Here is a 13,803-nt window from a genome sequence, read left to right as displayed (position 1 = left end):
CATGACCGCCCCCGAAGACAGTGCCGAGGACCCGGTTGCGGCATTGTTGCAGGCCTACAGCCCGCCTGCCGGCGTGGCCGATGAGCTCTTGCGCCCCGATGGCAGCCTGCGTCCGGTCTGGCGGCCCTTGATCGGGCTTCTGGCGCGGCAGAGCCCCGAACAGATGGCCGAGCGTTTCGCCCGGGGCGACCAGCATCTGCATGATGCCGGCGTCTATTACCGCCAGCACACCCAGAGCGGCTCGGCTTTGCGCGACTGGCCGCTGTCGCATGTGCCGGTGGTGATCGACGGGGCCGAATGGCAGGGGCTGGTCGAGGGCATCGTGCAGCGGGCCGACCTGCTGGAAAAGGTGATGGCCGATCTCTACGGGACGGGCGATCTGGTCGCCAGCGGGCTGTTGCCGGCCGAGCTGATCGCGCGCAATCCCGAATGGCTGCGCCCGGTGGTGGGGATCCGGCCGCGCTCGGGCCATTTCCTGCATTTCCTGGCCTTCGAGGTCGGGCGTTCGCCGGACGGGTCCTGGCTGGTTCTGGGCGACCGCAGTCAGGCGCCCTCGGGCTCGGGCTTCGCGCTCGAGAACCGGATGGCGACCTCCCGGGTGTTCCAGGATCTCTTTCCGGGGGCCAATGTCGAACGTCTGGCGGGCTTCTTCCGCGCCCATCGCAACGCCATGACGGCGCTGAAGGCGGGGAGCGAGGGCAAGGTCGCGATCCTGACGCCCGGGCATCATTCGGACACCTATTTCGAGCATGCCTATATCGCGCGCTATCTCGGGCTTCTGCTGCTGGAATGCGAGGATCTGAAGCTCGAGCGCGGGCGGCTGATGGTGCGCACCATCCATGGGCCGCAGCCGGTCAGCGTGCTGTGGCGGCGGCTCGACTCGCGCTTTGCCGACCCGCTGGAACTGGACGAGACTTCGGCGCTCGGCACGCCCGGCATGCTGGCCGCGCTGCGTGCGCAGGATGTCACCATGCTGAACTGCCTCGGCTCGGGCGTGCTGGAGGCCCGGGCGATGATGGCCTTCCTGCCGAGGATCTGCGAAAGGCTGATGGGGGCGCCGCTGAAACTGCCCAACATCGCCACCTGGTGGTGCGGGCAGGACTGGGAGCGCAGCTATGTCTACGAGAACCTGCACCGGATGATGATCGGTCGGGCGCTGTCCCCGGATCTGCCCTTCGAGGTCGATGCCCTGACCGCGCTGGGCGGCGATTTCCGCGGCACCGCGCGACGCCCGATCGGCGAATGGCTGGAACGCGACGGGCCCGATCTGGTGGGGCAGGAGGCGGTGACGCTGTCGACCACGCCCGCCATGATCGACGGCCAGCTTCTGCCGCGTCCGGCGCTGATCCGGGTCTTCGCGACCCGCACGCCCAAGGGCTGGGTGGTGATGCCCGGGGGCTATGCCCGGATCGGGCGGGCAGGCGATCCGACCGCGCTGGCGATGAAGAATGGCGGCTCGGTCGCCGATGTCTGGGTCACGAGCGCGCGGCCGGTCGAGCCCGAGACGCTGAGCGGGCCGGGCGAGGGCCCCTTCCTGCGGCGTGCCCCGAGCCTCTTGCCCAGCCGCGCCGCCGACAACCTGTTCTGGCTCGGCCGCTATATCGAACGCGCCGAGGCGCGGGTGCGGGAGCTGCGCGCCTATCATCTGCGATTGTCGGAAAGCGGCGATCCGTCCTTGCCGCTGGTGGCGCGGCTCGGCGCCTTCATCGAGGGCTTCGGGGTCGATATCGGCGAGCCGGTCCCGGCCGCGGTGCTGGAGCTTTTCGAGGCTGCCCAGGGCTGTGCGGGCAAGGTCCGCGACCGGTTCTCGACCGATGGCTGGGACGCGCTGACCGACCTTGCCTTCACCGCGCGGGGCCATTTCGGCCGTGTGGCGCCGGGCGATCCGGCGGTCCGGGCGATGGGCGAGCTGCTGCGCAGGCTTGCCGGGTTCTCGGGGCTGGTACATGAGAACATGTTCCGCTCGTCCGGCTGGCGCTTCCTGACGATGGGGCGCGCGCTGGAGCGGGCCGACCAGATGATCTCGCTGCTGGCGGTCTTTGCCGATCCGGCCCAGCCGCCCGGCGGGTTCGACGTGGCGATCGAGGTGGGCGACAGCGTGATGACCCATCGTCGCCGCTATTCCGTCCATACCGACCGCAACACCGTGATCGATCTTCTGGGGTTGGATATCGGCAATCCGCGCTCTGTCCTCTTCCAGCTCGATCTTCTGCGCGAGCAGGAGCGGATGCTGAGCCAGAGCGCCCCCGGCGCGCCGATGTCCGACCTGGCCCGGGCGATCCTGCTGCTGCATACTGAGCTGTCGGCGGCGGTGCCCGAGGATATCGGCCCCGATCGGCTTTTCGGGTTCCAGCAGGACGTCCGCGACATCTCGACATTGCTGACCCAGCGTTATCTGAGCTAGAGCCCGGGGAGGGAACGCGCGTGCCGATCGAATACGACATCCGTCTCGAAATCGGCTATGTCTATGACAGCCCGGCCGCCTCGAGCCGCACGCTCTTGCGGATGCTGCCGCTGACCAATGGCGAGCAGACCTTGGTTTCGGGCCGGGTCTCTGCCGATCCCGAGCCCGATTTCCGACGCGACGGGGTCGATTTCTTCGGCAATGGCACCACCGAGATCGCCCATGACGCGGGCAAGACCGAGTTCCGGTTCCGCTTCGATGGCCGGGTGCGGCGGATCCCGCGCGGCACCATGCTCGATCTCTCCTGCGGGCTGGGCGCGCTCGGCGCCGAGCTGCAGTCGATCCACAGCATTCTGCCGATGTCGCCGCATCACTTCCTGGGCGCGTCCGAACGGATCCGGCACGAACCCGAGATTGCCGCCTTCGCCGAAGAGCTGACCGGTCCCGACATGTCGGTTCTGGCGGCGCTGAAGGTGGTGTCGCATGCGATTCACGAGCGATTCGATTTCGACCCCGGCGCGACCGAGGTCTCGACCCCGCCGATCGAGGCGTTCCGGAACCGGCGCGGGGTCTGTCAGGACATCAGCCAGGTCACCATCGCGTCATTGCGCGCGATCGGCATTCCGGCAGGCTATGTCAGCGGCTTCCTGCGGACCGTTCCGCCGCCCGGACAGGCGCGGCTGGACGGAGCGGATGCCATGCATGCCTGGGTCCGGGCCTGGTGCGGCGTCGAAACCGGCTGGGTCGAGATCGACCCCACCAATGACATGCTGGTCGGCCCCGATCATATCGCGGTGGCGGTCGGGCGCGATTACGCGGATGTGGCGCCGGTCAAGGGCTCGTCGCGGACCTCGGGCTCGCACCGCACGGATCACAAGGTGGATGTGATCCCGCTCTGAGCCGCTATGCCGGAGATCCGGCCCAGACCCGCCGCGATCGCGGCCAATTTTCGACGATTCGTCAGGTCATACGCGCCCTCGACGCGCTCCGGAAGAATTCCGGCAAGATCCGCCTATCCGCCTGTCCGCCTGATTCCGCTTGTCCGCCTGTCTCCGCCTGTCCGACTGACGGAATTCGCGGCGGGGCAATCGCAAGGGCAGGCGCCGCGATCCTGGCTTCCGCCATTCACCACTTCTTAGGCTCTGCGGGGGTATTCACTTCTGAACAGAGCGCACGTTGCAGGAACTCGAGGGATCGGAATGGAATCCGAATGCCAGTATGAGCTCGACATCACCGATCCGGCCTGGTCGGAGGACGCGGGTGGTGTCATGAAATCCGTCCTGGAGGCGGCCCCGAAGCAGCTTCTTGTACAGGCGGCCGAAGCGCCGGCCCAAAGCGCGCTTTCGGCCCAGCTTCTTCTATTCCTCAGACAATATGTGGAATCCGGCGGCGGCACCTTTTCCGTCTCCGACGCCTCGCCGGCCTTTTCCGAAGGACTGAGCCTTCTCGGCCTGCATGACATGATCCTAGGAACTGCGGAGGCCCAGCAATGATCAACATCCTCGCCATCGACGACTCGCTCACGATACGCGAGATGGTCCGGGAGACGCTCAGTTCCGCCGGCTTTGCGGTGACGACGGCGAATGACGGCCAGGACGGTGTCGACCAGTTCTCGAAGGACCGCTACGACGCGGTCATTACCGACATCAACATGCCCAAGATGGATGGCTTCGGTGTGATCGAGCACATTCGCGGCGGCGGCAGCAATGCGCGTGTGCCGATCCTCGTGCTGACCACGGAAAGCGGCGCCGCCCTCAAGGAACGTGCCCGTGCAGCCGGGGCGACCGGCTGGATCGTCAAGCCGTTCCAGGACGAGGGTCTGATCAGCGTGGTCCGCCGGGTCACGGGAGCGCGCTGAGCCATGTCCCGCGACGATCTCAAGGCCACATTCTTCGCCGAGTGCGAAGATCTTCTGGACCAGCTTTCGGAAGGCACCGGCGAGCTGGAGGCCGGAACCGCCTCCGAAGAGACGGTTCACGCCATCTTCCGGGCGGTCCATTCGATCAAGGGCGCGGCGGGGGCTTTCGCTCTCGACACGCTGGTCAAGTTCGCACACCGCCTCGAAACGGTTCTCGACCGCTTGCGCTCCGGGGCGCTGGTCCTCGATCCGGACGCCTTGCAGGTCATCCTGCGCTCGGGCGACATGCTGGCCGAGCTGGTCGAGCTGGCACAGGCCGAAAGCGACGAGGAACCGCCGCAGATGGCCGAGCTTATCGAAAGCCTTGTGGGGCTTTCGGGGTCGGAGGAAGACGGTTCCTCGGGGCCCGAACCCGACGAGGCGTTCGAGTTCGCGCCTGTCGCCTTCATGCCGATGTCCTTCGACGGCCCCGAGGAGGAGCCCGAGGACGTCTACAAGATCCGCGTCCCCGCGATTGCCGAGCTCTTCCGCAATGGCCATGATCCTTTACTTCTCTTCTCCGAACTGGTCGCACTGGGTCAGCTCGAAGTCTCCTGCGATGCCTCGGCCCTGCCTGACGCCGACGCGTTCGATCCGGATCGTTGCTATCTGTGCTGGGAGCTGACGCTTACCGGAACGATGACCGAGGCCAGCATCCGCGACGCCTTCGTCTTCCTCGACGATATTTGCGACATCGAGCAGGTTTCCGGCGGATCGGCCGCTTTGGGGGACGAGCTTCCCGGGGCTCAAGCCGAGGAAAGTCCAATGAGCGTCGGCGCGCCTGAAAACCCTTCCCTTCCGCAGGTCGCAGCTGAAGAAGCTGCGGCAGAACCGGCCAACGCGGCGTCTGTGACGTCCGAGCCGGCTGCGGCCGAGAAATCCAAAGCGGCAAAGCCCGCGGCGTCGGTGCCCCAGACGACTCTTCGCGTCGACCCGGAACGGGTCGACCGGCTGATCAACACCGTGGGCGAGCTCATCATCAACCAGGCCGTGATCACGCAGAAGCTCCTGGCCTCCGGGATGGCGTCCAATTCGGATATCATGAGCGATCTCGACGACTACCAGTATCTTGCGCGCGAACTTCAGGAAGGGGTGATGGCGATCCGGGCCCAACCGGTGAAGCCCTTGTTCCAGCGGATGCAGCGTATCGTGCGCGAGGCGGCCTATGGCCTGGGCAAGGACGTCGCGCTGGTCTCCGAAGGCGAGTCGACCGAAGTCGACAAAACCCTGGTCGAACGTCTGGCCGAACCGTTGACGCACATGATCCGCAACGCGGTGGACCATGGCATCGAGAGCCCCGAGAAACGCATGGCTGCGGGAAAGCCGGCGCAGGGTACGATCAAGCTCTCGGCGGCGCATAGTTCTGGCGATGTGCTGATCGAGATCTCCGATGACGGTGCCGGGCTCAATCGCAAGCGCGTCCTCGAAAAGGCGGTCAGTCAGGGCCTGGTTGCGCCAGATGCCAAGATGACCGATGCCGAGATCGATAACCTGCTTTTCATGGCCGGGTTTTCGACGGCAGAGAAGGTCACCAACCTGTCGGGGCGCGGTGTCGGAATGGATGTGGTGAAGACCGCGATCGCCTCGCTTGGCGGTCGCATCTCGATCAGCAGCCGTCCGGGGTTGGGCACGAAATTCTCGATCGCCCTGCCGCTGACCCTCGCTGTGATGGACGGAATGGTCATCCATGCGGCCGGTGAAACGTTGGTGGCGCCGCTTTCGAGCGTGGTCGAAACGATCCGTCCCAAGCCCAAGGACATTCTGCCTTTTGGGCGGGACGGACGACTGCTGTCGATCCGCGGCACTTATGTTCCGATCGTGAACCTGGCCAAACTTCTGGGTTTCCCGACCGATGCTGAGATCACCTCGGACAATATCCTGATCTTGATCCGCTCCGAGCAATCCGGTTTGGTCGCGCTCGCCGTCGATGACATCTCCGATCAACGTCAGGTCGTGATCAAGAGTCTCGAAGGCAATTACGGAGCGATCGAAGGAATTTCGGCCGCCACCATTCTGGGCGATGGCCGCATCGCCCTAATCATCGATACTGACGCCATCCTGTCCCTGGCCGGTCACTTTGGCCGGGACATGGCCTCCAGAGAGGAGATGGACTATGCCCAGACCGCAACAATGGGGTGATGACGACCTCCTGGAATTCGTCACTCTGAAGGCCGCAGGACAGAGTTTCTGCATCGAGATTACGCAAATTCGCGAAATCCGGAGGTGGACGCCGGTCACAGCACTTCCTCATGCTGAAGATGCGGTGCTCGGGGTGATGAACTTGCGCGGTGCGGTTATTCCGATCATAGACCTTGCCGCACGCCTCGGTCTCGGAGAATGTGAGGCGTCGCCGCGCCATGTAATCATTGTTGTCGCTATCGGCTCGAAGACGATCGGTCTTCTGGTCGACTCGGTTTCCGAGATCCTGACAGTTGACGGCAGCCAGATCTGCGAAGCGCCGACCATGGGCGGCGGCGATATTCCGAATAGCATTCTGGGCCTGATCTCGATCGAGGAAGGAATGTCTCGTATTCTGGCTCCGGAGATTCTGGTGCCTCGTGGCCTGACGGATGCTGCATGAACGCTCCCACGCCTTCAATGACCCCGCGACGAAGCTCCGATATCGTTTTCGAGGAGAGCGACTTTCAGCGTATAGCGGTATTTGCGAAATCGGAATATGGTTTGCATCTGGAACCGTCAAAAAAGGCCATGATACATTCCCGTCTTGGGAAGAGGATCGCCTCTCTTAATCTCAAGGGGTTCGCTGAGTATGATAAGTATCTTAAGGCTAATATCGAAACCGAAAGCGAACACTTCATTTCAGCTCTGACGACGAATGTAACGAATTTCTACCGGGAGAAACATCACTTCGAGCAGCTGCAGGCCGATGTCTTGCCAAAGCTTGTCGAGCGTGCGCGATCAGGGGGAAGAGTCCGTCTCTGGTCGGCCGGTTGCTCATCCGGTCCGGAACCCTATTCCTTGGCCGGAAGCGTTGTTCTCCTGTGTCCTGAGGCGCCAAAGCTGAATATTCGAATCCTTGCGACAGACATCGATCCTTTTGTCCTGCGCCGAGCCGAGGTCGCGGTTTATAGCGATGAGGAAGCTAAAATCCCCTCAGGTCCCTGGGCTGGTCAGGTGTTCGAGAAAGCTGGTGGAAAGAGTCGGGAGTTTCGAGTGCGCTCGGATGTTCGTTCTCTTGTTTCGTTCAGGAAATTGAACATCAATGGTCCATGGCCGATGTCCGGCCTATTTGATGTGATCATGTGTCGGAATATGGCGATCTACTTTGACGGTCAAACCCAACAGATTCTTTGGCGCCGTCTCGCAGAGCAACTCGTTCCAGGCGGGATGCTGTTCATCGGTCACTCCGAGCGCGTATCCGGACCAGCCACCGCGTTGGTCGAGGTCGCCGGTGTGACGGCCTACAGAAAACGTTCCGCTTCGTGACTTGAAAGCGGCAAAAGGAAAGGACACTATCCATGTCTCTCAAGGACAGTCTTAGGATCATGGTCGTCGACGACATGACCGTCAGTCGCGGGCTTGTGACCCAGGCATTGGAGGAGCTTGGCATTTTCCACGTGGCTACCGAAGCAAGTGGCCGCGCTGCGTTGTCCAGACTTGCCGCCGATCCAGTTCATCTTGTGCTGGCCGATTACAATATGCCCGGAATGGATGGTTTGCAGTTGCTCGAAGGGTTGCGGCGTAATCGTTCCACCCAACGTATCGGATATATTCTTGTTACGGGGACACCGACACCGGAGCTTATTCAAAAGGGGCAGCAACTTGGGTTAAATAATATGGTGCGCAAACCTTTCACTACAGCGACTATGAAAAAGGCAATCGAAGCCGTGGTGGGAAGGCTGTGACACGTCACGATCTTCAGCTTGTCTCCGAGGGTCCTCGTTTGCCTGAGATTATGGACGTGTTCGGCCATGAACTTCTGCATGCAGCAGAACTTCTGCGACGCTATGAGAAAGCAGTCCTGGAACGACAGGTCGCCCAGTCGGTTCGCCAGAGAGGAGCAAGCGAATTGCAACTCGTAGACCTGGTCATTCAGATTTTGGAGGATATGGCGCCCTTTAGTCAGGACCTCGCAAAGCTTATGCCTGAGGAAACGCGTGTTCCGGAAAGTATTATCGACCGGCTGCGTCTTGATCAACTGCGTACGGTTATGGGGGGTGCGGAAACTCGCGACTCACCTCATTCCGGTGGAGAAATCGACGTCTTCTAGCGCTTGTATGTCGTTCGTCTCAAGAAAGGATGGGCGTGCAGATTTTAAATCCCATGTCGAGACAATCGGAATTTTTTGCGTTGATCTGGATTTGATTTTTGTATCTTTTCAAGATAGTCGCGGGGTGGTGGGCTTTAATGTCAGCATTGCCTATTTGGCGTTCAGTTTTTTCTTTTCTGTTGTTCAAGTCGAGAGGTGACGAAAAGAGGGCGAAAGGTAGCAGTGATGAGCTTTTATCATGTATGAAGAAGATCGTGGTTTTCTTATGCGGATACCAGTGGTCTGCATGCGAGCAAGGAATGCAGCTTTTCCTTTGAGGGGCTTCGGCTTATCGGCGATGCCGTAGGGACAATATCGTGCGATATTGTCACGGTAAGGCTGAAAGCCACCGTCGGGCCTCAATTTGGTACCGGATCAAACTCTAGGGGAGTGAGGCAAGGATGGGGCTATGCGTGTAATGATCGCAGACGAACGGACAGAGACAAGAGACCGGCTCGCGGCCGCTGTCGAGCAGATGCGGGCAGTTTCGTTGGGTGCGTGCGTCTCAAATCTGAGCGAGACCTATCATGTTGCAGAAAGTCGTCCACCGCAGGCAGTGATTGTTGCAGAAGCGTTAGCGCGGCTTGCAGAGTTCGAGGTGCTTCTTATGCTGTTTAAGGCGCTTGGAATTCGCTGCGTTATCGTGAGCGAAACGGCGGCTGGCATGGCACGCCTGCCGGCTTCTCTGATCCGCGAGGGAGTAGCCGTAACGCATAACGGCGCATCTGTGGAAGATTTGCGGCAGTGCTTGCTGCGTGTCCATTTGGGCCGTACTTCGCATGATGCTTCAATACGGTCGTCCGATGCCGAAATGGCGTTTCAACACGGGCGTCTTATTCTTCTGGGCGCGTCGACTGGCGGAGTTGATGCATTGGTCAAGGTTCTTGAGAATTTTCCTTCGAATTGCCCGCCGACATTGATTGTTCAGCATACGAGCGAGTCCTTCAGTGCAGGTCTTGCGCGCCTTCTTGACCGCAACACCGCCGCGACTGTCGAGGAGGCTCAGGACCAGGAGCCGTTAGTCCCGGGGCGCGTTCTGCTTGCTCCGGGAAAGGCGCATCATCTCGAAGTCGGGGCGTCAGGTGCTCTTCGTTGCCGCCTCAGGGAAGGGCCGCTTCAATCCGGTCACCGTCCGTCGGTCGACGCTCTGTTTATGTCGGCGGTTCCGGTTGCGTCGAGGGTTTGCGCGGCCATTCTTACGGGAATGGGGCGTGATGGGGCAGAAGGCATGCTGGCGCTCCACCGCGCAGGTGCGCATACGATCGGACAGGACGAAAAGACATCGCTGGTCTACGGAATGCCTCGGGCGGCTTATGAGCTCGGTGGCGTTCGAAACAGGCTGCCGCTGGATTCCATCGGTCGGGCGGTTCTTGAAAACTGTAGCCGAAGGAGCGCTGCATGACACCGCAACCGCCAAATCGGACAGCTGACAAAGACACCTGGCCATCGCGTGTACATTCAGTGGTGCAGGGTGAATATCATGTTTCACGCGATCCTGATATCGTGCTCTCTACCGTTCTTGGGTCCTGTGTCGCAGCGTGCATTTTTGATTCGCGTGTCGGACTAGGAGGAATGAATCACTTTCTTCTTCCCGGCGATGCAGAAACAGGTTCGACTGAACTAAAATACGGTGCTATGGCCATGGAGCTTCTTATCAATGAGTTGCTCAAAGCTGGTGCACGGCGATCCGATATGAAGGTGAAGCTCTTCGGCGGAGCGCGTGTCAGTTCTGCTTTCAGGGATATCGGCGCCAGAAATGTCGATTTCGCTCGCTCTTACATTAGACGTGAGGGATTCGAAGTCTTGTCTGAGAGTCTAGGTGGCATGCAGGCCCGGCGCCTTCATTTCAGGCCGGTGACCGGAGCTGCCCGATTGGTACTCCTCCCCCCCACGGAAGCACCTACCGAGAAACGAATTACGGTGCCAAAAGTAAAGACCGCTACTGACATTACTCTGTTCTAGAAGCCTAGGTGTTCTGAGCTTGCCCGCGGATCCCGGACCGGGAGTTCTCGTACTCGCAGAGAAAGGGATCCCACATGAGCAGACACCCCCGCCGTCACCTCACCGCCGGGTTCAAAGTGTCCACTTAACCTTCTTCCCATGCTATTTTGGGAACGGAGGACCCCGCCATGGATGGAACACCGAAAGCCACGAAACCCAAGGCTCGTGACGCGAAGACCAAGATCGCGCAAACCCGCATGAGCGTTCTGGAACTGGCGAAAGAACTCGGCAACGTGGCCGAGGCCTGTCGCCAGCGCGGCATGGACCGCACCAGCTTCTACGAGTGGAAACGTCGGTTTTGGGTTTGAGGGACCGTGGCGCCGGTGGCGCCGCGTAAGCCCGAGAACGGGCTTCGAGGGGCTCAAGGACCTGCCGCCGATCCACAAGACCCACCCTCAAACGACCCCGCCCGAGACGGTCGAGCGGATCAAGGCGCTGGCGCTCGAACATCCGGCCTATGGCTGCAACCGCTTCGAGGCGATGCTGGCGCTCGAGGGCGTGCGGGTCTCCTCGATCACCATCCAGAAGATCCTGAACGATCGCCAGCGTGGCGCCACCGGTTCGAGCCCGCTGGCGACGGCCTGGGCACGCGCTACGACCGCTGGCTGGCGCTCGAGGACGCCCATGCGGGCCAGACCATCGAGATCACTGCCGAACAGGCCGCCTTCCTCGAGAAGCAGAACCCGTGCTTCCGGGAACGACACGTGGAATCAGGCACTCCCGGCGAGCTGCTCTCGGCCGACACGTTCTTCGTCGGCATGCTGAAGGGGATCGGCAAGGTCTATCTGCACGCGGTCGTCGACACCTTCGGCAGCTACGCCTTCGGCTTCCTGCACGTTTCCAAGCAGCCCGAGGCGGCGGTCGCGGTCCTGCACAACGACGTCCTGCCCTTCTACCGCGCCCTGGACCTGCCGGTGAAAGCGGTGCTGACCGAGCGAGCCATTGAAGGCGCCATTGGTTCGAGCCCAATGGCGAGCGGCCGCGAATTCTGCGGCACCGAGCGTCACCCCTACGAGCTCTATCTCGACCTCAACGCAATAGAGCATCGCCGCACCAAGGTCCGCACGCCGAAGACCAACGGCTTCGTCGAGCGGTTCAATGGCACGGTGCTGGAGGAGTTCTTCCGCGTGAAGATGCGCGAGACCTTCTACGAGACTGTCGAGGCCCTCCAGGCAGATCTCAACGCCTGGCTCGTCCACTACAACACCGAGCGCCCGCATCTGGGTTACCGAAACATGGGGCGACGTCCCATCGAAACCGTAATGTCATTCGTTAGCCAAGAAGGTTAAGTGTACAGCGCCCGGTATTGGCCTTCTGCACCAACCCCTCGCGCAGGCGCGCCCCGTCATGCTGCGCAGCATCGGTGATGATCTGGCGACGGATGATCCCGTGCTGCCGGTCGATCGAGATATGGGTCTTGTAGCCGAAGGTCGGGGTGGCGAGGTCCACTGGCTTGCTGCCATCCGCGCGGGCTTTCGCCTTTGTATATTTGACCGTCCAACGCGCAGTCGTGTCTTTCTGGGCGGCCTTTGCCGGCTTGTCGGGCCAGATCTCCTGCGCGGTTCGGCCGGCCTTGATGGCAGCCTTTTCGCCATCCGAATTGCGCTGGCGCGGCGCGGCAACCAGGCTCGCATCGATGATCTGACCCGCACGCGGGATGAACCCGGCCTGATTGATCGTGCGGTCCAGTTCCTGAAACAGCGCCTCCAGCGCCTCCGACCGGATCAGCGCCTCCCTGAAGTCCCAAAGCGTGTTCGCATCCGGCACCGTATCCGCGATCCCGAGGCCACAGAACCGCATCCAGCTCAACCTGTCGCGCACCATGCGCTCCGTCGCCTCGATGCTCAGGCCGTGAAGGCTCTGCAGAACCAGCATCCGGAACTTCAGCACGACATCCAGCGCGGGCCTGCCCCCTTTGACGCTGCGCGGCTTGCCGCCAGCACGCTCGAGGATCGGGCGGAAGCGTTCGAAATCCACGGTGGCATTCAATGTCTCGAGCGGATCGCCACCCGCCGAAATCTCGGCCAACCGCTCATCGACACTCCAGACCCCTGCCTGCTTGGCCATGCTCAACTCACAGCTGCGAGATCAGTGAATCACGAGAGCCCGCGCGCATCCAGGATTTCCCGAGGCATCCGATTCTCTACAACCGCCGGCGCCGCCATTCGAGCATCGGTTCCCGCACGCCCGAACAGGCAAGGATGGCCGCATAGTGAACATCACCCCAGTCCGGGATCGGGGGACAAGCTCACCCGGGCTTCAAACTGGCCTATGCAAGGCGGGGCGAGCCAAATGGCGAGGGCCGAACGGCAATCTGCCGAGGGCAAGCCACTGACAAGGGCCTCGGATCGACTGACGGGATTGCGGGCGGCTTTGGGCCGCCCGGTCGCGGTCGGGCGGTTCAGTCGGTCGCGGCATTGACCCGGATCGGTGCGCCCGAGGCCATATCGGTGCCGGTATAGGGCTTGAGCGCGGCCTTCCAGGCGGCAAAGCCGCCTTCGAGATGGGCCACCCGGTCATGACCTGCCGCCAGCCAGGCCTCGGCAACCTTGCGCGAGCGCACGCCCGATCCGCAGTGAAACACCAGACGCTTGTCGCCGCCCTCCGGCAGGAAGGCCGGATCGAACCCCGCCAGCGGCAGCAGTAATGTCCCGCGGATATGCTCGAACAGGTATTCCTGCGGTGTCCTCACGTCGATCGTCACCACCTCGCCGGCCGCCATCGCCGCCTCGAGGTCGTCGCAATTCCAGTGTTCCAGCACCTTGCCCTTCACGTCCTCGCTATGCATCCGGCTCTCTCCATCTGTTCTCTGTCGCGGGCCTGTCTGTCCCGCGACAGGAAAGTGAAAGGATTTCGCCCTCGCCTGCAAGGGGCCGCGTCGCGGGCGGGCCCTGCGGGGCAGGGGCAAATAATCGCGCTGCGCGGGGAGAATGGGTCTTTGAACCGGCGGCAAGACTCAATAGATGTGTGTCACCTGTGTCGCAAGGGGGCCGGTCGCGTCCCCGAGGGAGAAGACCATGCTGAACAATATCGGCCTGCCGGGCCTTCTGCTGATCGCCGTTGTCGTGCTCGTGCTGTTCGGGCGCGGCAAGATCTCGTCGCTGATGGGCGAAGTCGGAAAGGGCATAACGGCCTTCAAGAAGGGCGTGAAGGAAGAGACCGAAGAGGCCCAGAAAAGCCTCGACACCGCCCGCGACGTGACCCCCGAGACCGACAAGGACAAGGCGTAAT

14 protein-coding genes and 1 pseudogene are annotated in these 13,803 nt (G+C 61.9%); 13 read left to right on the top strand and 2 right to left on the bottom strand.

What is annotated here, in order from left to right; translation table 11 throughout:
- The first annotated feature begins 1 nt into the window (after position 1).
- The 12 genes and pseudogenes from ACK8CO_RS03585 (at position 2) to ACK8CO_RS03530 (ending at position 11,861) form a co-directional block, all read left to right on the top strand.
- A complete protein-coding gene (locus ACK8CO_RS03585; protein WP_414898189.1) occupies positions 2-2,404 on the top strand; it encodes a circularly permuted type 2 ATP-grasp protein in 2,403 nt (800 codons plus the stop codon).
- A gap of 20 nt (positions 2,405-2,424) precedes the next feature.
- Positions 2,425-3,303, top strand: coding sequence for a transglutaminase family protein (locus ACK8CO_RS03580; protein WP_080615756.1), 879 nt, complete (start codon positions 2,425-2,427; stop codon positions 3,301-3,303).
- Positions 3,304-3,603: 300 nt separating this feature from the next.
- Positions 3,604-3,897, top strand: a complete 294-nt coding sequence (locus ACK8CO_RS03575) for a hypothetical protein (RefSeq protein ID WP_080615757.1) — start codon at positions 3,604-3,606, stop codon at positions 3,895-3,897.
- Positions 3,894-4,262: a response regulator gene (locus tag ACK8CO_RS03570; RefSeq protein ID WP_080615758.1), complete on the top strand. Its 369-nt coding sequence runs from the start codon at positions 3,894-3,896 to the stop codon at positions 4,260-4,262. The genes ACK8CO_RS03575 and ACK8CO_RS03570 overlap by 4 nt, the downstream gene beginning before the upstream one ends.
- 3 nt (positions 4,263-4,265) lie before the next feature.
- Positions 4,266-6,440: a chemotaxis protein CheA gene (locus tag ACK8CO_RS03565; protein WP_414898188.1), complete on the top strand. Its 2,175-nt coding sequence runs from the start codon at positions 4,266-4,268 to the stop codon at positions 6,438-6,440.
- Positions 6,415-6,882, top strand: coding sequence for a chemotaxis protein CheW (locus tag ACK8CO_RS03560; protein ID WP_080615760.1), 468 nt, complete (start codon positions 6,415-6,417; stop codon positions 6,880-6,882). The genes ACK8CO_RS03565 and ACK8CO_RS03560 overlap by 26 nt, the downstream gene beginning before the upstream one ends.
- On the top strand, positions 6,879-7,748 hold the full coding sequence (locus tag ACK8CO_RS03555) for a CheR family methyltransferase (RefSeq protein WP_414898187.1): 870 nt from the start codon (positions 6,879-6,881) through the stop codon (positions 7,746-7,748). The genes ACK8CO_RS03560 and ACK8CO_RS03555 overlap by 4 nt, the downstream gene beginning before the upstream one ends.
- A 32-nt stretch (positions 7,749-7,780) precedes the next feature.
- Entirely contained in the window at positions 7,781-8,167 is a 387-nt protein-coding gene (locus tag ACK8CO_RS03550; RefSeq protein ID WP_075787112.1) for a response regulator, read from the top strand.
- A gap of 38 nt (positions 8,168-8,205) precedes the next feature.
- The gene (locus tag ACK8CO_RS03545; RefSeq protein WP_414898186.1) at positions 8,206-8,532 is read left to right on the top strand and encodes a hypothetical protein; all 327 of its coding nucleotides are present in this window, start codon (positions 8,206-8,208) and stop codon (positions 8,530-8,532) included.
- A 448-nt stretch (positions 8,533-8,980) separates the two neighbouring features.
- On the top strand, positions 8,981-9,973 hold the full coding sequence (locus ACK8CO_RS03540) for a CheB methylesterase domain-containing protein (protein WP_080615763.1): 993 nt from the start codon (positions 8,981-8,983) through the stop codon (positions 9,971-9,973).
- Positions 9,970-10,533, top strand: coding sequence for a chemotaxis protein CheD (locus ACK8CO_RS03535; protein ID WP_080615764.1), 564 nt, complete (start codon positions 9,970-9,972; stop codon positions 10,531-10,533). Before ACK8CO_RS03540 ends, ACK8CO_RS03535 begins: the two co-directional genes overlap by 4 nt.
- Positions 10,534-10,700: 167 nt before the next feature.
- Positions 10,701-11,861 (top strand): annotated as a pseudogene (locus ACK8CO_RS03530) (integrase core domain-containing protein).
- Here the strand turns inward: ACK8CO_RS03530 and ACK8CO_RS03525 are convergent.
- Complete coding sequence (locus ACK8CO_RS03525) at positions 11,845-12,639, bottom strand: transposase (RefSeq protein ID WP_414898185.1); 795 nt, start codon at positions 12,637-12,639, stop codon at positions 11,845-11,847. The pseudogene ACK8CO_RS03530 and the gene ACK8CO_RS03525 sit on opposite strands and share 17 nt — an antisense overlap.
- A gap of 334 nt (positions 12,640-12,973) precedes the next feature.
- Entirely contained in the window at positions 12,974-13,360 is a 387-nt protein-coding gene (locus tag ACK8CO_RS03520; protein WP_080615766.1) for a rhodanese-like domain-containing protein, read from the bottom strand.
- Between the two features lie 229 nt (positions 13,361-13,589).
- On the opposite strand from ACK8CO_RS03520, the gene tatA reads away from it, so the two are divergent.
- Positions 13,590-13,802 (top strand): twin-arginine translocase TatA/TatE family subunit, encoded by a 213-nt coding sequence (gene tatA / locus ACK8CO_RS03515; protein WP_080615767.1) that lies wholly within the window; start codon positions 13,590-13,592, stop codon positions 13,800-13,802.
- Position 13,803: the final 1 nt, after the last annotated feature.

Origin of the sequence: Rhodovulum sp. HP10, assembly GCF_047553435.1 — a bacterium.
Classification (GTDB): Bacteria; Pseudomonadota; Alphaproteobacteria; order Rhodobacterales; family Rhodobacteraceae; genus Rhodovulum.
This window is presented reverse-complemented; position numbering and strand designations above follow the sequence as displayed.

Excerpts from the sequence above, each read along its gene's own strand:
- ACK8CO_RS03585 (WP_414898189.1), top strand. The coding sequence starts at position 2 with ATGACCGCCCCCGAAGACAGTGCCGAGGACCCGGTTGCGGCATTGTTG.
- ACK8CO_RS03575 (WP_080615757.1), top strand. The coding sequence starts at position 3,604 with ATGGAATCCGAATGCCAGTATGAGCTCGACATCACCGATCCGGCCTGG.
- ACK8CO_RS03570 (WP_080615758.1), top strand. The coding sequence starts at position 3,894 with ATGATCAACATCCTCGCCATCGACGACTCGCTCACGATACGCGAGATG.
- ACK8CO_RS03565 (WP_414898188.1), top strand. The coding sequence starts at position 4,266 with ATGTCCCGCGACGATCTCAAGGCCACATTCTTCGCCGAGTGCGAAGAT.
- ACK8CO_RS03560 (WP_080615760.1), top strand. The coding sequence starts at position 6,415 with ATGCCCAGACCGCAACAATGGGGTGATGACGACCTCCTGGAATTCGTC.
- ACK8CO_RS03555 (WP_414898187.1), top strand. The coding sequence starts at position 6,879 with ATGAACGCTCCCACGCCTTCAATGACCCCGCGACGAAGCTCCGATATC.
- ACK8CO_RS03550 (WP_075787112.1), top strand. The coding sequence starts at position 7,781 with ATGTCTCTCAAGGACAGTCTTAGGATCATGGTCGTCGACGACATGACC.
- ACK8CO_RS03540 (WP_080615763.1), top strand. The coding sequence starts at position 8,981 with ATGCGTGTAATGATCGCAGACGAACGGACAGAGACAAGAGACCGGCTC.
- ACK8CO_RS03535 (WP_080615764.1), top strand. The coding sequence starts at position 9,970 with ATGACACCGCAACCGCCAAATCGGACAGCTGACAAAGACACCTGGCCA.
- ACK8CO_RS03525 (WP_414898185.1), bottom strand. The coding sequence starts at position 12,639 with ATGGCCAAGCAGGCAGGGGTCTGGAGTGTCGATGAGCGGTTGGCCGAG.
- ACK8CO_RS03520 (WP_080615766.1), bottom strand. The coding sequence starts at position 13,360 with ATGCATAGCGAGGACGTGAAGGGCAAGGTGCTGGAACACTGGAATTGC.
- tatA (WP_080615767.1), top strand. The coding sequence starts at position 13,590 with ATGCTGAACAATATCGGCCTGCCGGGCCTTCTGCTGATCGCCGTTGTC.